Genomic DNA, 19,988 nt, shown 5'->3' on the forward strand with positions numbered 1-19,988 from the left:
CGAATAACCATTCCATGGCTTGTTGGAAAAGGTTCTGCAGAACGATCCAGGGCCATGATGTGTGAAGGAACAAAAAAAGCAAATGTAGAGACCAAGATGATCTAGCAGAGAATGATGCCAGATATCGTAAATATTTGAATATAATATTTATCTCTTCTTTTGCATAAGGTAACTCCGTTGCTGCTGCTGGCTTATCTCCTAGGAATAGTGGTCGGCCTCTCTCTGACGGCTCCACCAGGCCCCGTGAATTCGATAATATCATCCGAGAGCATGAAGTCAAAGATGCATGGCATGAGCGTAGGCGCTGGAGCGATGACTGCAGATGCCATATTCTTCCTGATAGTTTATATGTTCGGTGCGTTCATACCAGCCTTCATCATTCATGTCCTCTATCTGACGGGTGCGGCGCTGCTTTTTTACATTTCGTATTCAGTCCTGAGATCCAGAGCATCTACCAGAACGAGGAGGGGCAACTTCATGGTTGGATTGAGTATTGGCATAACAAACCCGTTCCAGATTCTCTGGTGGATAACGGTTGGTCTGTTCTTCATAAGATCCTTTCATGTTGCATCCATAGCTGGACTATTCACAGGCATAATTATCTGGATTGTATCATTCCCCTTCGTTATGAACAGATATGCGCGGAGATTCGAACCATACATAAGGGCATTCTCCTTTATTGTGCTGGTTTCCTTCGCGGTGTACCTTCTAGTTTCAGGCATGGTGTATTTGATACATTGAATACTTGATTCGGACGATAAGGATCTCAATCAATGACTGGACTTTCAAATGCATCTTATGATCTATAAGGTATAAAAAATCATGGAGCGCATGAACTCAAATTTAAATCCTCGATGGGCATATTATACTATGAAGATACTTGTGGCCTATGATGGATCTGATGGTGCACAGAAAGCTCTGAGTTTCTCTATCAATTTCAGAGGAGATTGCCAGAAGATAATAGCTCTATATGTATCGAGGGACATAATTTCCGAGAGCGGCAGACTGACCTACATTCCGGATTCAATTCTGGAGCGCAGGGATACAGAAGACGAATCCATTCTTGCAAGGGCCAGAAGTATCCTGGTATCTTCAAACATCGAATTTAAGGTTGTCAAGAAGAACTCTGATGGTGTTGATGTTTCCAAGGTGATAGTTGATACGGCAAAAGAGATGGAATGCGATATTATAGTCACAGGTACAAGGAAGCTGAGGGGACTCTCAAAGTACCTTCTTGGTTCCGTGAGTTCAGGAATAATCGCCATATCTCATGTTCCGGTGATCGTGGTTCCACCCTGAACCATAGGATTCATCAGCATTTTTCTATCAAACCGTAAGGGCATCTTAAATGGAATGGTATTCTCTTAATTTCAATTATCATTTTAAAACTAACCTATAAAGCAGACCAAATATTTTCCAGCATCCTCATAATTAATTGCAAGCAGAACCCATATAAATCAGCTTCTGCATGAAATCTTTATATTGGGTAGATTGATATTAGGGCGATGTCAAGCAATTCTGATAGTAAGCTGAAGGCCAATTCTGTTGGTTTCATGCCACTTCTGGGCCAGTCAATAGCCATGATATCGCCGCTGGGCGCTGTTGCAGCAACTATGACCGGATCCGCATCTATTGCACTCGGTTCTCTACCACTCGCATATCTCATAGCCATATTTGCAGTTCTTTTCTGGATAAATACACCTTACCAGTATTCCAAGAAGATCGCGTCTGCAGGAGGCTTCTACACATACAATACTGAAGGTGCAGGAACATATTATGGTTCAGTTTCAGGATATATACTGTTCTTCTCCTATTACATGACCTATACGAATGCCATACTGTTCATAACTGGCGTATTCATTCCTGGCCTCTTCAGTATATTCTTCGGCATAACGCTGAGTCCTTACATATGGATACCCCTGCTCATCGTTTTCGGCCTCATAATCCTGCTGCCAGCATACTTGGGGGTAGAGGGGTCAACGAAGTACAGCTTCGCGTCCTCCATAATACAGATAGCCCTGCTCATCATACTCTCCATAGCGATCATCGTAATCAAGGGTCCAGCAAACACTCTGGAACCGTTCACACCGAAGCCAGCGGGTGGGTTCGGACCTGTCTTCGTGGGTATGATACTTGCGATATTCTCGATGTCCGGATCATCAGCCGTTGTTGCGCTGGGCGAGGAAGCAAAGCAACCAAAGAAGAACATAAGGAATGCCCTGCTGATAAGCTTCCTGATAACCGGAGCAGTGTTCGTTCTCACATCCTACGCGCTCACCATAGGCTGGGGCATAAACAACATGTCCAGTTTCGCTGCCAGCGGTCCTGGACTCGCTTATGGTAACGGCATACCGGGAATAATCGTTGCACTGAAGTACCTGGGCATGCCGATGGCAATAGCCATGATGATATTCGCCGTGAACAGCCTTTACACCGGATCACTTGCGCCTCTGAACAGCGCTGGAAGGATGCTCTATGCGATGGCCAGGGACGGCATAGCTCCAAAGGTATTCAGCAGGGTTCACGGGAAGAGGAAAACACCCCATGTGGCCCTTGTTTTTATAGCTGTTTCCGGTATAGTTGTGTCCCTACTAGCTGGTATAATCATGACGCCATTCTTCGGTTTCCTTTATCTGGTAACAGCATCAGCTGTTGCACTTTTCATAGGCCACATAATGACAGACGTATCCCTGCCCATAGCGTTCAAGAAGTACAGGGAATTCAGCATTGCAAAGCACGCCATACTTCCGGCCATATCGATAGTACTCCTCCTTATCGGCATATACTACAGCTTCTTCCCACCGTCATATCCGACAAACATAGCGATAATATCCGCCGTGGTGTTCATGATAGCCGTGACCATAGCACTGAACGTGTATCTCAAGAGGAGAGGCATAACGACCAATGTGCGCTTGGACGGATCGGCCTCAACGGATTAGACAACAATTTTTTTATAGATTACACATTCCTTTTTATGGCTGATTTCGAGAAACAGAAGATGAATGCCGCAGTGAAGGCTGCTGAATATGTGCGCAGCGGCATGTTAGTTGGCCTTGGTACGGGCAGCACATCATATTATCTCATTAAAGAGATTGGAAGACGCGTCAGGGAAGAGGGCTTAAAGATAAGGGCTGTGTGCACCTCCAGAAAAACAGAGGATCTCGCCAGGGAGAACGGCATTGAGATACTGCAGAATACGGATGATCAGATAGATCTTACCATCGACGGGGCAGATCAGGTGGGAATGTACGGCACACTGATAAAGGGTGGTGGAGGTGCCCTTCTGCGTGAAAAGATCGTTGCGTACAACAGCAAAGAGATGTACGTCATAGTCGATAGCAGAAAGATAGAATCGACGCACTTTGGAAGCTTCCCGCTGCCTGTTGAGATCGTGCCATTCATGCATCTCCGAACCGTCCAGAACCTGAGGAAGATATGCGAACAGACAGATATAAGGCGTACGGAGAATGGTGAGATATTCGTAACAGACAACGGAAACTACATTGCAGATATGCGGATGGGAAAGATCAATGATCCACTGGATCTTGAGGAATCATTGAAAAACATACCCGGTGTGGTAGAGGTTGGCCTCTTCAATGGCATAGCGAAGAGAATATTTGAAGGCACCGATGACGGCTGCAACATCTACAGGATCACTGATCACGGAATCGAGAGGGAAGAGGTCTATTTCGACCACTGACCCCCGTTCACTTTGCCAGATCTATCTTTATTCTGACTGGCTCGCCGTTTATCTCCCATAGCTTCATACCGTCGACCTTGTCCGTGATTATGCTGTCGCTCTGCGTCTCATTCTTTATGTATTCGGAATGCCTGTTCAGCGCTTCAAGAAAATCGTCTGACAGATCAAGGTATGTTATTATCCTGTCCGTGTAGTTGAGGTTCATCTCCTTTCTCATCACCTGTATCCTCCTGACCAGTTCCCTGGCCAGTCCTTCAAGATAATCTTCACGGTCTATGTTCCTGTTTATGAAAACATCTATCCCGTATTTTTCGGTCTGTGAAAATGCGTAATCAGGATCCGGGACCCTGCTTATCTCGACCATCTCCGGATCAAGCTTAAATCCTTCTATCTCAACAGACCCATTTTCGGAAAGCTGACTCTGCAAATCACGCCCGTCCATGGATCTTATCTTCTCCCGTACAGCGTTAACCTTGGATCTGAGCACAGGTGCAGCCTTTTCCATCCTAAGATCCGCTGAGAGCCTTATTGGTTCATGTTCCTTGTCTATGATGCGTATTTCCTTGGCGTTTAGCTCCGACTTAACCACACCGAGAACCGCGTTATCTATATCGCCGGCTATGAGTATCTCCCTGAGAGGCTGTCTTCCCTTTATTGAATTCTCCTGCCTGAGCCTGCGCACCGTCTCTATCACCGAATAGGCTCGATCCATATCGTTCTCAAGCTTCTCATCAAGCAGACTTCCTTCGAATTCTGGGAACGAATCCAAATGCACGCTCTCTCTTCCACCGCCTAGGTTAAGATACAGGAAATCCGAGAAGAACGGGGTGATCGGAGCCATTACGCCGGCGAAGGTCTTCAGGGCGTAATAAAGCGTTGAATACGCGCTCTGCTTATCCTCGTCGAAACCCTCAGCCCAGAACCGCCTTCTTGACAGACGGAGATAGAAGTTGGATAGATCGTCCACGAACTCCATGGATGCCCGCACCACCTCGTGGAAATCAAGCGATTCGTAGGCTTCTCTGGAAGCCTTCACGAAGCTGTTTGTCTTTGAAACCATGTATCGATCGAGTGGGTTTCCGGAAAGGTGAAGGCCGTTGTACTGGAAGTTGTCTATGTTCGCGTTGTATGCGAAGAAGGAATACACATTGAGGACCGTCATCAGAGTTTTCCTCGAGACCTCGTCTATGACCTTCTTGTCAAGGTTCTTCGATTTCCATGGCGCACCATACAGGAAGAAAAGGCGGAGAGAGTCTGGCGGGACCTGGTTGAGAAAATCAAGGGCATAAACTGAATTTCCCTTGCTCTTGCTCATCTTTCTGCCCTGCTCATCCAGTATGAAGTTTATGGATAGTGCGCTCTCATAGGCGTTCTTATTGAACATTATTGCAGCTATGACATGCAGAACATAGAACCAGCCCCTGGTCTGGTCTATGGCCTCCGTTATGAATGAGACCGGAACATCAGTCGCCGGATCGAAGTTCCTCTCGAACGGGTAATGCGAGGCCGCATAAGTGGCGCTCCCGGAATCGAACCATGTATCGATAACATACGGCTCCCTCACCATCTCCTCGCCGCAGGTCGGGCATTTGAATTTAACCTCGTCTATGTAAGGCCTGTGTAGATCATCTGGAACCTTTCCTCCAAGATCCTCGATCTCTTTCCTGCTTCCCACAAATACCGTGTGCCCATTCCTGCATCTCCAGGCTGGTAACGGGGTGCCCCAGAACCTATCCCTGCTCAGGTTCCAGTCCTTGGCCTCGCCCAGGAAGTTGCCGAACCTTCCATGTTTGAGGTAATCGGGCTTCCAGTTTATCCTCTCATTGTATTCAACGAGCTTATCCCTTATCCTCGATACGGCTATGAACCATGCATCCAGCGGGTAATACAGGAGAGGCGTATCGCACCTGTAGCAGAATGGATAACTATGCTCATACTTCTCGCTCTTTATCAGCAACTGATTTTTCTTGAGATAAGCTATTATATCGTCATTTGCGTCGCGGACGAACCTGCCATTCCATGGTATCCCCGGATCAGCAAATCTGCCGTTCTTATCAACCGGATTGAGTATATCGACACCCTCCGCCTTGCCTATCTGATAATCGTCTGCACCGAATGCAGGTGCCGCATGAACTATACCGGATCCATCCTCTGATGTAACGAAGGATCCAGCCACGACCCTCAGCGTTCCTGCTGGGGCATCTAAGAACGGCATAAGCTGAACATACCTCTTTCCCAGAAGATCCTGGCCCTTAACTCTGCGTATCTCCCTGTAATCCTTGAATATGTATCCTGCCCTTGAGCTTGCAACATAATACCTTGATCCCTGCACCTCGATGAGCGAGTATTCCATCTCCGGGTTGACCACAAGGAATTCATTTGAAGGGAGCGTCCATGGGGTTGTAGTCCATGCGACAAAGTACGTATTATCCTCATCCGCGGATCTGAAGCGAACGTATACAGATGGATCCTTAACGTCCTTGTATCCCTGGGCCACCTCGTGGGAACTCAGACTTGTCTCGCACCTTGGGCAGTATGGAACCACGGTATAGTCCTTGTAGAGAAGCCCGTTCTCGTACATGGTCTTAAGCGCGAACCACTCGCTCTCCATGTAATCGTTTCTGAGCGTGATGTAGTCGCCACTATGGTCTATCGAGAAACCTATCAGATCGTCAACCTGCTTCCATTCATCTATATATCTGAATATACTCTCCCTGCAGTATTGATTGAACTTCTCCACTCCGAAATTTATTATCTCAGACTTTGTGTGAAAACCAAAATGCTTTTCGGCCTCAAGCTCCACAGGCAATCCGTGGCAGTCCCATCCTCCAACCCTCCGGTATATTCTGTGGTCTGTCATCGTGTTGAACCGCAGCACTATGTCCTTTATCGTTCTTGTCATGGCATGACCTATGTGCGGCCTCCCATTGGCAGTCGGCGGGCCTTCCAGAAAAACAAACTTCTTGCTTCCCCCCTTCGTTAGGATCTTGCCAAGGATATCCTTATCCTTCCAGTACTTCAGTATCTCAGAATCGATCTCCTTCAGCGTCATTCCAGGATCAATCTGCCTAAATCTTAAGGACTGCATTCTTTACCTTAATAAACAACCTTATATATGCTTTTACCGATTTGTCCTCATTATTCCAGAGGTATCATGGTACTGAAGGAGCGATGTTCCCCATGGATACCTCCGCCGCATATCGGTATAGGCGAAGGTGCCTCATCAGGAAAAAATTTGTAAAGCTTCTATCAATCATTCATGGATGAAATTCCTCGCCTACTTTGGACATCTGAATATAGACGTTCTTATGTCCGTGGATACGATTCCGCGGGAGGGATCGGTAAACGTAAGGGATCTGAAGCAGCGCTTCGGAGGCACGGCTGGCAACTTTGCGATGATAGCACGCAGGATCGGTGTACCATTCGATGTGTATTCCGTCATTGGCATGAGGACTCACAGGGACTACTATGCCATGATCGAAGGCATGGGTATAGCCACGGAACATATAGAGAGATTTGATGATGAGAACGGCCCAATATGCTACATAGCCACGGATGGTAAGAGGCAGGTCGCCTTCATGCATCAGGGACCCATGGAGAAGTGGAGGCCTAATCTGGCTGAGGATTATGAGTACGTGCATTTCAGCACTGGTCCGAATTATCTGGATCTAGCGAGAAACACACATGCCAAAATCGTGTTCGACCCATCGCAGGAGATCGGTAAGTATTCCAGCGAGGAACTGAGGGAATTCTACGATCTTTCGTACATCTCCATATTCAACGACCATGAATACAGGTTATTCAGGGAGAAGACCGGTATAGCTACGGCAAAGAACATAACAATAGTAACCAGCGGTGAAAAGGGTTCGACGTTATTCATGGACGGCAGGAAGCAGGATTTTCCAGCAATACCATCGAGCGGCGATACAGTAGGTGCTGGAGATTCCTTCAGGGCGGGAATATACCTTGCGCTGTTCAGCCACAGGAGCCTTGAAAAGGGCATGATATATGGCACGGTGATAGCTCATCACGTAATAGACGATGGCATCGAGGGTTTCACCATGGATTCAGACGAACTGGAGAAGGAAGCCGAGAACTACAGGAGAATGTTCATGAAACGGTCCTGAATTCTACACATAAGCGCGATCATAGGTTTCGCAGAGAAAACAATTTTATCAGGATTAGCGTTTTACCAAAGATGATATACGAATTTGAGGGCAGGATACCTGAGATAGATCCGAGTGCATACGTCAGCGATAGCGCAACCGTAATAGGCAAGGTGAAGATCGGCAAGGAGGTCTGGATTGGACCGGGTGCAGTTCTGCGTGGAGACTACGGAGAGATAGAGGTTGGCGATTATTCTGCGATTGAGGATAACTGCGTCATACATGCCAGGCCCGGTGAGAAGACGATAATAGGACAGCACGTCACGATTGGGCATCTATCGGTCATACACACAGGCAGGATAAGAGACTGGGCAGTCATTGGCATGGGTTCCACCGTATCCGACTTCGCCGTCGTTGGTGTCTGGGCAGCCATAGGTGAAGGGGCCGTTGTCAAGAACAGGCAGGAGATACCGGATGAGGCCGTTGCAGTAGGCATCCCAGCGAAGGTCATAGGAAAGATCGATGAGGATTATAAGAAACTCTGGACGGACTACAAGCACAACTATAACACGTTCAGTTCAAGATACAAGACCAATCTGAAACCCATTAAGAGTTAACCAGAACCATCGACAAGTTTTATTATAAATATTTGATAGGTAAGCATGGAGTTACCAATAGAAGATGTAAGGGTAAGAAAGGTTCTCGATTCAAGGGGAAATTTCACCGTTGAGGCTGACGTGATTGTGCCTGACGGCTTTGGAAGAACGTCTGCTCCGGCAGGTGCAAGCACTGGTGAAACGGAGGTAATAGCATTTTCAAAATCCGGAATTGATGCATCTATACAGTTCTTTGAATCAAAGGTCAAGAGATCGATCATAGGATTCAATGCTCTGGATCAGGCTGGTTTTGATAAACTGCTGACGGACATAGATGGATCCGGCAATTTTTCAAACCTTGGAGGCAACTTGGCTACAGCGCTCTCCATGTCCGTGGCAAAGGCCGTTGCACAGAGCCTTGGAATACCTCTCTACAGGTACGTTGGCGGTATCAGGAGTACGATACCGAGGCCCATGGGAAACGTTATAGGCGGTGGGAAGCATGCCAGAAATGGAACGTCGATACAGGAGTTCCTTGTATCGGCCCATGCTGATAATTTTCTGGACTCAGCTTACATAAACGTCCTTGTGCACAGGAGAATTGGCGACATGCTGTCCGAAAAGTTCAAGGACATAAGCATAGGTGTGGGTGATGAAAGGGCCTGGAGTGTCAATCTGACGGATGAGGAGGCATTCGAAATACTCAACGAAGCGGTCAAGGATATATCATCGGAGAAGAAGGTTAAGATATACACTGGCGTGGATTTTGCGGCAGATTCTCTGTATGAAAATGGAAAATACGTTTACAAGCACACGACGAGGAGCAGGGATGAACAGATTGATTATGCCATCTCGGTATCCAAGGATTTTGGCGTTTACTATATAGAAGACCCAATGTACGATACGGACTTCGATGGCTTCGCAGAGATAACGGCTAAGGTTGGAGACAGGAGCCTGATCGTCGGCGACGATCTATACACAACCAATCCTGAGAGGATAAAAAAGGGCGTGGAGAAGAGATCCACCAACGCCGTTCTGATAAAGGTTAACCAGATCGGTACGCTCAGCGCCGCAAGAGAGGCCGTAGCTGTGGCTACTTTCGCAGGGATGAAGAACATAGTCAGCCACAGATCCGGAGAAACGACCGACGACTTTCTTGCCCATCTCTCCGTCGCCTTCGGTTCGACATTCGTGAAGACCGGAGTTATAGGCGGAGAGAGAGTCGCCAAACTCAACGAGATATCGAGGATCGAAGAATGCTTAACATCATAGGTGTTGGCCTTCGAGGAACAGGAAGCATAACTTTCGATGAGTTCGACGCACTGCGTACGAGTGACCTTGTCTATATCGACCAGTACACGTCAATAGGCCAGCCGGGACTTGTGAGAAAGATCAGCGCGATGATAGACAGGGATATCGTACCGCTCACAAGGGAGGAGATTGAGAACGGATCGATCCTGCCGGAGGCTGAAACTAAGACTGTCAGCCTCATCGTGGTGGGTGATCCCCTGATGGCCACCACACACAATGAGATCAGGTACGAGGCCATGAGTAGGGGCATACCGGTCAGGATCTTCGAGAACGCTTCCATACTCAATGCTGCCATAGGTAAGGCTGGGATCATGGTCTACAAGACCGCACCGCCGGTATCGCTTCCAAAGGTGTCTGATAAATTCTTTCCGGTCAGCGTAATAGAGAAGATAAAGAGGAACATGGACATGGGTCTGCATACGCCTGTGCTGATCGACCTTGAGGATCAGGAAAACATACCTTTGCACGACGCATTGAATTCCCTCCTGCAGATGGAGAAGAAGAAGGGATACGATGGGATCATAGATGAGATATGTGTCCTCTCACGTATATCCTTCCCGGATGAGAGGATAATCTTCGGAAAGATTGCGGATTTGCTCCGGGAAGACGTTAGATCACCCTATATGTTGATCGTGCTGTCCAAGCTTGATGACAACGAGAGAAGGTTCATAACCTCATTTTCAGAACGCACTATCAGGGGATAACGAGGAATTTCATCTCTATGAAAAATGTTTAGAGGAAAAATTTTAATTAATAAAGTTATAACGTGGCATGGTGTATCGAAAAGTCAGCATATCAACCAAGGTCTTTGAAAGCACAAACGCGATAATCGCATGGGTGTCCGGAAGGCCGGTACTGCTTTCAAAGTATGACGGGAGATACTACGCCATGGATGCCGTCTGTGGGCACATGGGCTGTGCTATACTTGACAGAGTAGAGGGCAGGGAGGCGGTATGCCCGGCGCACAAGGCGAGATACGACATAACGAGCGGCAAGAAAACCGCGGATGCGATCATAAGACCAGAGGTCAAATGCGAATATGATAATTCCAGCGAAACGCTCAGAACATATCCAGTCAGAGAAAACAACGGCTTCCTTGAGGTTGACATGCCGTGATGCATTCACATGCATGACCTCACACAAGTTAATAATCGATGAAACGATCTTTGTACCATGTACTCAAAGATGGAGGGTAACTTCATAGTTGCCCGCTTCGATAAGAATACATCATTTTTTGATGATCTGGAGGAGGTGTGCAGGAAGTATAATGTGAAGGCAGGCACCGTGGTCTGGGCAATAGGAATGCTGAAGAATTTTGAGGTTGGCTACTGGAATGGCCAGGACTACGAAAAAGAGACGTTCAGGGAGCGCCTTGAGGTGGTATCCCTGCACGGTACGATAGCTGAGAACGAGCCCAGGTATCACATACACGCATCAGGAGCAAGATCGAACCATATGATCGTTGGCGGCCACCTATTTTCCGCCATCGTCGATCCGCTCATAGAGATACAGATAATGAATGTCACCGGATCGAAGATGACCAGGGTTCAGGATCCATCCGATAAACTCTACAAACTGACTATTGAATGAAAATATAATAAAATATTTTTCAGTATTTTGCAACCTGATCCATCTCAGGCCTGTTCCTCACGATGTTCGATCTTGCAGCCGCCAACCTGGCAACAGGTATCCTGTGAGGCGATGCCGACACATAGTCTAGTCCAATCTCATCACAGAACTCTATTGTGTCCGGATCTCCTCCCTGCTCGCCGCAGATGCCCACCTCCAGATCCGGCTTCGTTTTCTTTCCCCTCTCAACTGCCATTTTCATTAGCTCGCCAACGCCATCCCTGTCAACGGATGAGAACGGATCGCTCTCCAGTATTCCATTCTCGAGGTAGAAGAACATGAACTTGCCCTCGGCATCATCCCTGCTGTACCCGAATGTCATCTGAGTCAGATCGTTCGTACCGAAGGAGAAGAAATCTGCATACTGCGCAATCTTATCAGCAGTGACGCATGCCCTGGGTATCTCTATCATCGTCCCGAACTTGTACTTAACCTTCTCATGGTTCTTTACCGATCTGGCCGTCTCCTCAAGCCTTGCCCTTATCTTCTTCAGTTCGTTATGGTGACCGACGAGCGGTATCATTATCTCCGGATAGATCACACGGCCCTCGTCTATGACCCTTGCGGCTGCTTCGATTATGGCCCTTACCTGCATGTCATATATTTCCGGATAGACAAGACCGACACGGCATCCCCTGAAGCCAAGCATCGGATTGAATTCCTCCAGATCCCTGACCGTCTTGAGAAGCCGTTCCAGGTACGGAAGATCGTCCCTGTTCCCATTGCCGCTGTTAATGTCGTATATCTGCCTTATTATGTCCTCCTTATTTGGAAGAAATTCATGCAGCGGCGGATCAAGCAGTCTTATTATCACCGGATAACCCTCCATGGTGCGGAAGAACTCAACAAAGTCGTGTATCTGCATGGGTAGAAGCTGATCCAGGTATTTCTTTCGTTCTTCAGCTGTTTCGCTCATTATCATGGATCGCATTATCCCTATCCTGTCGTTGCCCAGGAACATCCTCTCTGTCCTTGCAAGGCCGATGCCCTCTGCACCGTTCTCTCTTGCAATCTTCGCTTCCTCCGGCGTGTTTGCATTGGCTCTGATCCCGAGTCTCCTGTATCTGTCCGCGATCTCCAGCAACCTTTTAGAATACTCGTCGATTGTTGGCTTCTCAACGGGCAGCTCTCCCTCGTAGAAGTAGCCTGACGTGCCGTCGATCGTTACCACGTCTCCCTCCCTCAGCTTCTTCCCGCCGATGGTCAGCGTCTTTTCGTTCGCATTCACCGACATGGACTCAACGCCAACGACAGCCGGCTTCCCCATGGCCCTGGCCACAACGGCGGCATGCGAGGTCATACCGCCCTTCTGTGTAAGGAAGCCTTCGCATACGGCCATGCCGCGCACGTCATCCGCTGTTGTCTCAGGTCTTACGAGTATCATCTTCTTGGTCTTCCCTATCTCAAGCGCACGTTCCGATGAAAATACGATCATGCCTGATGCAGCACCGGGAGAGGCTGCGAGGCCCTTTCCTAGTGGTGTTTCCCTCCCGGTCGTCTTGACCTGTGGATGCATGGTCCTGTCGAACGTGGATGGTGTTATCCGCATCAGTGCTTCTTCCTCGGATATTATGCCCTCATCGATCATGTCGATAGCTATCCTAATGGCCGCCCTTGCACTCCTCTTTCCGGTCCTGGTCTGCAGCAGGTAGAGCTTTCCACGTTCAACGGTGAATTCTATGTCCTGCATATCACGGTAATGGTGCTCCAGGATGTCGCATGTCTTCATAAGATCAGCATAAACCTGCGGCATCTCGTTCTTCATATCGTCGATGTACTTTGGCGTCCTGATGCCGGCAACCACATCCTCGCCCTGTGCGTTGGTGAGGTACTCTGCAAACACCTTTTTCTCACCGGTATTGGGATCTCTTGTGAACGCAACTCCAGTGGCGGAATCGTCGCCCATATTTCCGAATACCATAGCCACTATGCTTACCGCTGTACCCATATCGTCTCGGATTCCATTCATCTTTCTGTAGGCCACTGCCCGCTTGCTGTTCCATGAATTGAATACGGACTTTATGGATTCAACCAGCTGCGTCTGCGGATCCTGCGGGAAGACTTTACCATGCTTCCTGTATATGACGGCGTACTGATCGATTAGTCCCTGCAGATCCTGAACCGTGAATCTATCCTCATCGTAGCCCCTTGTCTTCTTGACGTACTCTATCTTCTCCCTGAACTCCTCGTGCGGGAGGCCGTAGACGATCTCGCCGAACATCTGAATGAGCCTTCTGTAGGCATCCATTGCGAAACGCCTGTTATCGGTCATGAAGGCGAGACCCTCAACGGTGCTGTCGTTGAGGCCAACGTTTAGAACAGTATCCATCATACCCGGCATGCTGACAGGTGCACCAGAACGAACTGAGACAAGCAGGGGGTTCTTCTCGTCTCCAAACACCCTTCCAACCCTGTTTTCCAGGTCGTGAAGTGCCTGCATGACCTGATCCATCATACCCTCAGGGAAGCCACCGTTCTTCAGAAAGGCAATGCATGCCTTCGTCGTTATTGTAAACCCCGGAGGCACGTTCAGCCCTATCTTTGTCATCTCAGCGAGGCCGGCACCCTTACCACCGAGGAGGTCAACCATTTCTTTTCCTCCTTCATCAAATCTATAGACAAATTTCTCTCTTTGCGCCACGCCTTCCTATTGAATGATATAAAAAGTTTTTTGCGGAAAATTTTTTGTTGAATTTTTCTCTTATACGAAAATCATTATTAAAAGAACGTTATTCGAAAGGGACGTACAAACTTTATATAACAGGTGCAATAAAGTTTATATATGGATAGACATTCGATAACGACAAGTTTTGGAAACCTGTCATACCTTGAACGGCCAGGCTCTTACCCGCTCGTATTTCTCCACGGTCTCGGTGGTTCGGGCAACAACTGGCTGAGGTTGGATAGGTTTCTGGATAGAAAATTCAGAATGATCTGCTTCGATCTGCTGGGCCATGGAAGGAGCGATAAGCCGAGGATCGAATACACCTTGGAGGTTCAGGCATCGGCGATAATGGATGCGTTAACCAAACTCGGAATAGAAAGGTTCACGCTTATTGGAAATTCCTATGGAGGATGGATATCGCTTTATATTACCCTGAAGAAGAAGCTCCCTGATTACCTAGTTCTTGTTGACAGTGCAGGACTCAATCCGACCATAGCCGAAAGGGGCAAAGAAGATCTGGACGAATTTGTTAAAAAGGTTATGTCCGTTGAGGACGGAAACGACGAATACGTCATAAGGAACATATCGGTCAACAATTCAAGGGATGAATGGAAGATGAAGGATGAGGATCTGAGATCAATAAGAGCGAAGACGATAATAATCTGGGGTACTGCAGACAACATACTTAGCATCGAATACGGGAGAAGGTTCCATGATCTCATACCTAACAGTCTCCTCTTTGAAATACCCTATGCTAAGCACACACCACAGATAACGCATCCACAAATTGTATCCAGGATAATAAATGAGAACGTCAGAATCTGATGTTCTCCACCACAGGAAACGAATAGGTTCCTGGATCCTCTTCATACCTCCTCTCACGCCCCTCCTCATACTCCGATGGATCTATTGTGATTTCGAAAATTGTTTCATGTGATATGGTCTTCCTAATCCTGAAACCAGTTCCATCCCTGTAAGGGACAACCGCGATCGAATTTCCTTCAAAGGGATCGGAACTGGAATTCACAGACACGACTGGCACTCTGTTTTCCAGTGACCTCGCTGATATATAGAGATGCCACTCCTCCACAAAGTTTGACCTTATGAGAGACGGGTTCAGGATTAAATTGCAGCCTTCCCTCATTAGAACCTTTGAATAGTACGGAAAATCTATGTCGTAGCACACTGGAATTCCTATTTTAAGATCGTCACCTGAAAACACGCGTATCGAAGATCCTGCTTTGTATCTTATTGGTTCGTCCGCGAAGAGCGATATCTTGTCCTGATGCCCAACCATCTTTCCGTAGTGGAAAAGATACGATCTGTTATAGAGCGAGGATCCCTCACGGACGCTGAAGGATCCTGGTATGAAGAAGGGTATGTTATCAATATCGATGCTGTCAAGAAGCGACAGGACCTCTTCCTCTGTGTATTCCCCAGTCACCCATTTTTCAGGGAATAGGAGGACATCTGATGATATGTCCGATATCAGCATCCTCATCGTGTCCAAAGCCTCGATCTTCTCGGTTCTCCTTGCCTGGACGCCCGTTATCTTTATCATTCCGGTTTCCATGCCTCAACCTCATATCATGGAGGAGAGCTGCTCAAGAAGCATCCTCGTCATCATCGGTTTCGGCGCATTTTCCAGGAATCTCGATCCATCCTTCCAGACAAAACGATAGTTGTTCCTGACCCTCCCGAATGGATCATGATCGTAGGTGTTGACAACAGCCAGATCGATCTTTCCGTCGAAATGCGCCATGGCATCCTCGTTAAGATCGTCGGTCAGGCGGAATGCAACAAGCTTTCCCCTGAATTTCTCCCTTACCCTGTATATCAGTTTCTCCCTCGGCTCCAGCGTTATCTTCAGAGTCTCGTCGCTGCTGTACTTCCTCTGGGATCTTTCCGCTACCCTGAAGTCTGGAAGCGCTGCGCTAACTATGACTGCATCGTATCCTTTATTGATCTCCTCCATGGTCTTATCTTCGAATTCGTCCATACTGCGTGCTTCGACATACCCAACATAACCCGGAAGATCGAACTGCGTGTTTCCCACATAGGTGATGGTGGATGCACCAAGCCTGTAGGCATTCCTGGCAAGCCACACGCCGGTGAAACCGCTCCCTGCGTTTGTTATTGAACGTACAGGGTCTATTGGCTCCTCTCCACGGCCTGATACTATCAGTATCCTCTTTCCATAGAGATCCCTGTGAACAGCCCTGCACAAGGAGTCAATTATTGCCGCGTTGCCGCTGAGCTTTGCCTTCTCGTCATCGTATATGGGATCAACAAAGGTAACGCCAAGGGACTTGAGCTTCGCAATATTCTCCTGGTTTATGGGGTTCTCCATCATGCTGCGATGCATGGCTGGAGCTACCACGGTCTTAACGCCATGGCCAAAGGCAAAGGAGAAGAAGAGTGATGGAACGCTGTCTGTTATGCCATTTGCCATCTTTCCCAGCGTGTTGTACGAGGCCGGTGCTATAAGAAGTATCTTCCTTTCCGGATTTTCTGAGAAGAGCGATATGTGTTCAATGCGGCCTGTAATCTCAGTTACCACGTCCTTCTCAGAGGCCCATTTCATCACCTCGGGACTGACCATGACGGCCGAACTCTGACTCATGCCAACAATGACCTCGGCGCCCTCACGCCTCAGATCCCTCACCAGGTCAGGAATCCTGTAAATAGATATGCTTCCAGATGTGGCGACTATCACCGTATAACCCTCCAGCATTCTGGAGTAAGAATTCTCATCATAGGGCAGCATGCATGTACATCATTCGATCATAGAAATACTATTGTCATACCATCAGTTTTCGGGATTATTCTTCAAATTTCTGTATAACCTATTTAATTTCTTTAATATTATAATTAAGACATTAATCATTTAATATTGGCAAATACGTAAAAATTCCGTTATGAAAATTGAAAAGGTTTTTAATTAATAATAATATTAGTAGTTGTGGAAGCTAATAACGGAAAGATGGAGAGGATTCAGGAGATGCTCCGCATGTTCGGACTCTCTTCCTATGAGGCTCAGGGTTTTGCAGCGCTCGTTTACCACGGTGTCGCCAATGCTGACACCATAGCCAGCACGGCCAACATTCCCAGGACGTCCGCTTACAAGGTGATGGAATCGCTTGTAAGAAAGGGGCTGGCAAAGGCCACAGAGGGCAGACCGAGGATGTTCAAACCGGCAAAGATGGAAGAGATAAGGGACTACTATGAGGAGAAACTGCAACAGCTCTTCAGGGATCTCAAGGAACTTGAGGATAATGCGCCGTCGAGAGGTGAACCGCAGCTGATATACACTATAAATGGTTCACAGAAGGTGATGGAGAAAATAGAGGAGATGATAAACCTCACGGAACATGAGATCATAATATCCACGCCAAAGATAATAGAGATCAGAAAGCTGATGAAGAAACCCATTGAAAATGCCATAAAGAGGGGGGCCAGGGTTGTATTCGTTATACCTCCAAACAAGAGGGTTCCTGCAAACGTTATAGTTTACAGGAGGGATGGCCTCATAGCCACGGATATAGTCAGCGATCAGAACAGGGCGTTGATAGCCGGCCCAGATCTGGAAACATGCGGGTACAGTGACAACCCTATGCTCAGCATGCACGTTTATCAGTTCATAAACATACTCATAAATAAGCCCGAAATCCAGGGATAGCCTTGATAGATGAAGACCTGAGATCCCTGGCGAAAAAATACGTGATAGGAGGCCACATATCCGTTGCTGGTGGGCTTCATAATGGCCCGGCGAGAGCGAGCGAATTTGGCTTTCCGACCTTCCAGTTCTTTTCCAAGAATCAGATGCGCTGGTCATCCCCACCGATGAAGGAGGAGGAAGCCATTGCATTCAAATCCGAAGTGTATAAATACGCCATTAAAAGTACGATGGTCCACGCCTCATACCTTATAAATCTCGCGTCTGCTGATCCAGAACTCTTCAGAAAGTCCAGCGATGCATTTTACGATGAGATATCCAGATCGGATATGCTTGGTTCCACGTTCCTCACTGTTCATCCAGGGTCTAACCCTGACAGGAAGGGTGGGATCGATAGAATCAGGAACGCCCTCTCCTCCGTTGGCAATCATGATGTTATGATATTAATAGAAAACACGGCTGGGCAGGGGAACGTTATTGGGACGGGACTTGAAGAGGTTTCGAGGATCATAGATGTATCGGATAAGCGGATTGGTGTGTGCATTGACACCTGCCACGCGTGGGCTTCCAGTTATGATCTCAAGGATTCCTATGAGGAGTTCATCATATCGCTCGATAGCACCATAGGCCTTGACAGAGTATTTGCGTTTCACCTGAACGATGCAAAACGTGAGAGGGGGAGCAGGATCGACCGTCACGAACTGATAGGAAAGGGAACGATCGACGGCGGGCTGATAAATCTCATAAGAGATGAACGCCTAAGGGAAAAACCAAAGATCATGGAAACGCCATTTGGCGAAGCCAGATTCGAGGAAAATCTAAGGTATATTCAATCCAAGATCGGTGAATAAGTGGAAGTCAGACCTTTCAGACCACTCATATACAGGAAGGAAATAGACGGCATGATCTCTCCACCATTCGATGCCATCACACCAAAGCAGGAGATAGAATTAAAGAGAAACCCATACAATATAACGTACCTGACTCTGCCAAAGGGTAAGGACGGTGTCTCCCATGCGAAGGTGATAATGGAGAACTGGATAGAAAACGGAGTTCTGATCAGGGCGGAGAGAGAGTGTATAATCGTGCTCAGGCAGACCTTCTGCGCGGATAAGAGGCAGATAAACAGATACGGAATAATCGCCAAGGTCCGCGTATTTCCAGAAAACGGCGATGTGATACCACACGAGATGACCTTCGAGGAGTTCGTGAGGGACAGAGAGTTGCTGATGGAGGGCATAGGCAGCCAGCTAGAACCAATATTCCTCGTCACAATCAGGAACGAACTCCCGCAGTATCTGAAGACCATAACCGACGGCCTCAGGGAGGATAACAGGTATTACGGGCCGGAGAACGTGGAGAATCACGTCTACTATATCTACGATCACAAAGAGATACAGAAGATAACCAATATGCTCAGAAACGATGTGGCCATGGTTGCCGATGGACATCACAGGCTTCAAGCTACAAAGAATATAGCGGCCAGGCAGTCAGGAACAGCAAAGGAATTCTGGAGCTACGCCATGTCCTATGTGACTTCGATACATGACGAGGGTATTATGATAGGTGGGGTACACAGGGTTGTATCCAATAGGTTCAAATTTGATGTGGATGCCGCATCGAAGTACTTTCACATAGACCAGTGCGATAGGATAGCCGGTAGCGATCCTGTGGTTTACGATGGGCACTTCTACTGCATAAGACCGCGTGAAAACATATACGACAACCCGATCGATGCCATCAATGATTTCCTGTTTTCCAAGACTACCGGTATGTCAATACTGGATCTGGAGAGGGATGTGATATACACGCATGACTATTCAGAGGTCGTGAATCTGGTGAACTCAGGAAGTTTCTCATTCGGCGTTATAATGCCAGATTGGGACAAGGATCATCTGATAAAATTACTTCTATCCAGAAAGATCCTTCCGCAGAAATCCACATACTTCTATCCCAAGATCCCTTCTGGCATCTCCATAGACAGCATATCAGAATTTTCGCTGAGCTGAATTTTTGCCAATATTGGAGTTAACAAACCTTCACCTGAAGCGGTATCAGATCTGTCCGATTAAAATGGCAGGTATCGGTGCAGACTCAGGAATAGAAATCTTTTTGTGTATCTGAACTATTCAACTGCGACGTATGGTGATGTTGCCGGCTCACCCGAAAATGATGTTGTGCTGGCCGTTTTATGTACGCCACTGTAGCTCAGTTGGTAGAGCAGCTGATTCGTAATCAGCAGGTCGGGGGATCGATGCCCTCCAGTGGCTTATCTTTTGAATTGATGGTGAAGATGAGATGAAGT

The 19,988-nt window shown here is 47.6% G+C and carries 18 protein-coding genes and 1 tRNA gene; 15 read left to right on the forward strand and 4 right to left on the reverse strand.

The window, feature by feature from the left end:
* Window positions 1-159 precede the first annotated feature (159 nt).
* The 4 genes from F6Q11_RS01120 to rpiA all read left to right on the forward strand — a co-directional run bounded on the left by F6Q11_RS01120 (window position 160) and on the right by rpiA (window position 3,700).
* Entirely contained in the window at window positions 160-741 is a 582-nt protein-coding gene (locus F6Q11_RS01120; RefSeq protein ID WP_297025884.1) for a LysE family transporter, read from the forward strand.
* Window positions 742-870: 129 nt separating this feature from the next.
* Window positions 871-1,299, forward strand: a complete 429-nt coding sequence (locus F6Q11_RS01125) for a universal stress protein (RefSeq protein WP_297025885.1) — start codon at window positions 871-873, stop codon at window positions 1,297-1,299.
* A 206-nt stretch (window positions 1,300-1,505) separates the two neighbouring features.
* On the forward strand, window positions 1,506-2,939 hold the full coding sequence (locus F6Q11_RS01130) for an APC family permease (protein ID WP_297025886.1): 1,434 nt from the start codon (window positions 1,506-1,508) through the stop codon (window positions 2,937-2,939).
* A gap of 35 nt (window positions 2,940-2,974) precedes the next feature.
* Window positions 2,975-3,700, forward strand: a complete 726-nt coding sequence (gene rpiA / locus F6Q11_RS01135; protein WP_297025887.1) for a ribose 5-phosphate isomerase A — start codon at window positions 2,975-2,977, stop codon at window positions 3,698-3,700.
* A gap of 7 nt (window positions 3,701-3,707) precedes the next feature.
* On the opposite strand, the gene ileS is transcribed toward rpiA, so the two are convergent.
* Window positions 3,708-6,788, reverse strand: coding sequence for an isoleucine--tRNA ligase (gene ileS, locus F6Q11_RS01140; RefSeq protein WP_297025888.1), 3,081 nt, complete (start codon window positions 6,786-6,788; stop codon window positions 3,708-3,710).
* A 175-nt stretch (window positions 6,789-6,963) separates the two neighbouring features.
* Between ileS and F6Q11_RS01145 the strand changes: the two genes are divergently transcribed.
* From F6Q11_RS01145 to F6Q11_RS01170, 6 genes are all read left to right on the forward strand, one after another.
* A complete protein-coding gene (locus F6Q11_RS01145) occupies window positions 6,964-7,827 on the forward strand; it encodes a carbohydrate kinase family protein (RefSeq protein WP_297025889.1) in 864 nt (287 codons plus the stop codon).
* A 71-nt stretch (window positions 7,828-7,898) separates the two neighbouring features.
* A complete protein-coding gene (locus tag F6Q11_RS01150; RefSeq protein ID WP_297025890.1) occupies window positions 7,899-8,423 on the forward strand; it encodes a gamma carbonic anhydrase family protein in 525 nt (174 codons plus the stop codon).
* 45 nt (window positions 8,424-8,468) lie between these two features.
* Window positions 8,469-9,674, forward strand: a complete 1,206-nt coding sequence (locus F6Q11_RS01155) for a phosphopyruvate hydratase (protein ID WP_297025891.1) — start codon at window positions 8,469-8,471, stop codon at window positions 9,672-9,674.
* Window positions 9,659-10,417: a diphthine synthase gene (gene dph5, locus F6Q11_RS01160; protein WP_297025892.1), complete on the forward strand. Its 759-nt coding sequence runs from the start codon at window positions 9,659-9,661 to the stop codon at window positions 10,415-10,417. Before F6Q11_RS01155 ends, dph5 begins: the two co-directional genes overlap by 16 nt.
* A 67-nt stretch (window positions 10,418-10,484) precedes the next feature.
* Window positions 10,485-10,829, forward strand: coding sequence for a Rieske (2Fe-2S) protein (locus tag F6Q11_RS01165; protein ID WP_297025893.1), 345 nt, complete (start codon window positions 10,485-10,487; stop codon window positions 10,827-10,829).
* Between the two features lie 57 nt (window positions 10,830-10,886).
* Window positions 10,887-11,303 (forward strand): PPC domain-containing DNA-binding protein, encoded by a 417-nt coding sequence (locus F6Q11_RS01170; protein WP_297025894.1) that lies wholly within the window; start codon window positions 10,887-10,889, stop codon window positions 11,301-11,303.
* Between the two features lie 19 nt (window positions 11,304-11,322).
* Here the strand turns inward: F6Q11_RS01170 and ppdK are convergent, their stop codons facing one another.
* Window positions 11,323-13,983 carry a pyruvate, phosphate dikinase gene (ppdK, locus tag F6Q11_RS01175; RefSeq protein WP_297025895.1) on the reverse strand — a complete coding sequence of 887 codons (2,661 nt, stop codon included), beginning with the start codon at window positions 13,981-13,983 and terminating at the stop codon, window positions 11,323-11,325.
* 141 nt (window positions 13,984-14,124) lie between these two features.
* Between ppdK and F6Q11_RS01180 the strand changes: the two genes are divergently transcribed.
* Window positions 14,125-14,832: an alpha/beta fold hydrolase gene (locus F6Q11_RS01180; RefSeq protein ID WP_297025896.1), complete on the forward strand. Its 708-nt coding sequence runs from the start codon at window positions 14,125-14,127 to the stop codon at window positions 14,830-14,832.
* Here F6Q11_RS01180 and F6Q11_RS01185 read toward each other — a convergent pair.
* Both F6Q11_RS01185 and coaBC read right to left on the reverse strand, forming a co-directional pair.
* Window positions 14,822-15,580, reverse strand: coding sequence for a carbon-nitrogen hydrolase family protein (locus F6Q11_RS01185; RefSeq protein ID WP_297025897.1), 759 nt, complete (start codon window positions 15,578-15,580; stop codon window positions 14,822-14,824). The genes F6Q11_RS01180 and F6Q11_RS01185 overlap by 11 nt on opposite strands.
* Before the next feature lie 9 nt (window positions 15,581-15,589).
* The gene (gene coaBC, locus F6Q11_RS01190) at window positions 15,590-16,774 is read right to left on the reverse strand and encodes a bifunctional phosphopantothenoylcysteine decarboxylase/phosphopantothenate--cysteine ligase CoaBC (protein ID WP_297025898.1); all 1,185 of its coding nucleotides are present in this window, start codon (window positions 16,772-16,774) and stop codon (window positions 15,590-15,592) included.
* A 195-nt stretch (window positions 16,775-16,969) separates the two neighbouring features.
* On the opposite strand from coaBC, the gene F6Q11_RS01195 reads away from it, so the two are divergent.
* The 4 genes from F6Q11_RS01195 (at window position 16,970) to F6Q11_RS01210 (ending at window position 19,953) form a co-directional block, all read left to right on the forward strand.
* A complete protein-coding gene (locus F6Q11_RS01195) occupies window positions 16,970-17,686 on the forward strand; it encodes a TrmB family transcriptional regulator (RefSeq protein ID WP_297025899.1) in 717 nt (238 codons plus the stop codon).
* A 2-nt stretch (window positions 17,687-17,688) separates the two neighbouring features.
* Entirely contained in the window at window positions 17,689-18,534 is an 846-nt protein-coding gene (locus tag F6Q11_RS01200; protein ID WP_297025900.1) for a deoxyribonuclease IV, read from the forward strand.
* On the forward strand, window positions 18,535-19,692 hold the full coding sequence (locus tag F6Q11_RS01205; RefSeq protein ID WP_297025901.1) for a DUF1015 family protein: 1,158 nt from the start codon (window positions 18,535-18,537) through the stop codon (window positions 19,690-19,692). It abuts the gene before it with no gap.
* Between the two features lie 188 nt (window positions 19,693-19,880).
* Window positions 19,881-19,953, forward strand: a tRNA-Thr gene (locus F6Q11_RS01210).
* Window positions 19,954-19,988: the final 35 nt, after the last annotated feature.

The sequence above is a fragment of the Thermoplasma sp. genome, assembly GCF_008709555.1.
Classification (GTDB): domain Archaea; phylum Thermoplasmatota; class Thermoplasmata; order Thermoplasmatales; family Thermoplasmataceae; genus Thermoplasma.

Coding starts and splice junctions, on each gene's coding strand:
- coaBC (WP_297025898.1), bottom strand. CDS start 16,774: ATGCTGCCCTATGATGAGAATTCTTACTCCAGAATGCTGGAGGGTTAT.
- F6Q11_RS01125 (WP_297025885.1), top strand. CDS start 871: ATGAAGATACTTGTGGCCTATGATGGATCTGATGGTGCACAGAAAGCT.
- F6Q11_RS01165 (WP_297025893.1), top strand. CDS start 10,485: ATGGTGTATCGAAAAGTCAGCATATCAACCAAGGTCTTTGAAAGCACA.
- dph5 (WP_297025892.1), top strand. CDS start 9,659: ATGCTTAACATCATAGGTGTTGGCCTTCGAGGAACAGGAAGCATAACT.
- F6Q11_RS01170 (WP_297025894.1), top strand. CDS start 10,887: ATGTACTCAAAGATGGAGGGTAACTTCATAGTTGCCCGCTTCGATAAG.
- F6Q11_RS01150 (WP_297025890.1), top strand. CDS start 7,899: ATGATATACGAATTTGAGGGCAGGATACCTGAGATAGATCCGAGTGCA.
- F6Q11_RS01155 (WP_297025891.1), top strand. CDS start 8,469: ATGGAGTTACCAATAGAAGATGTAAGGGTAAGAAAGGTTCTCGATTCA.
- ileS (WP_297025888.1), bottom strand. CDS start 6,788: ATGCAGTCCTTAAGATTTAGGCAGATTGATCCTGGAATGACGCTGAAG.
- F6Q11_RS01145 (WP_297025889.1), top strand. CDS start 6,964: ATGAAATTCCTCGCCTACTTTGGACATCTGAATATAGACGTTCTTATG.
- F6Q11_RS01180 (WP_297025896.1), top strand. CDS start 14,125: ATGGATAGACATTCGATAACGACAAGTTTTGGAAACCTGTCATACCTT.
- F6Q11_RS01130 (WP_297025886.1), top strand. CDS start 1,506: ATGTCAAGCAATTCTGATAGTAAGCTGAAGGCCAATTCTGTTGGTTTC.
- F6Q11_RS01185 (WP_297025897.1), bottom strand. CDS start 15,580: ATGGAAACCGGAATGATAAAGATAACGGGCGTCCAGGCAAGGAGAACC.
- rpiA (WP_297025887.1), top strand. CDS start 2,975: ATGGCTGATTTCGAGAAACAGAAGATGAATGCCGCAGTGAAGGCTGCT.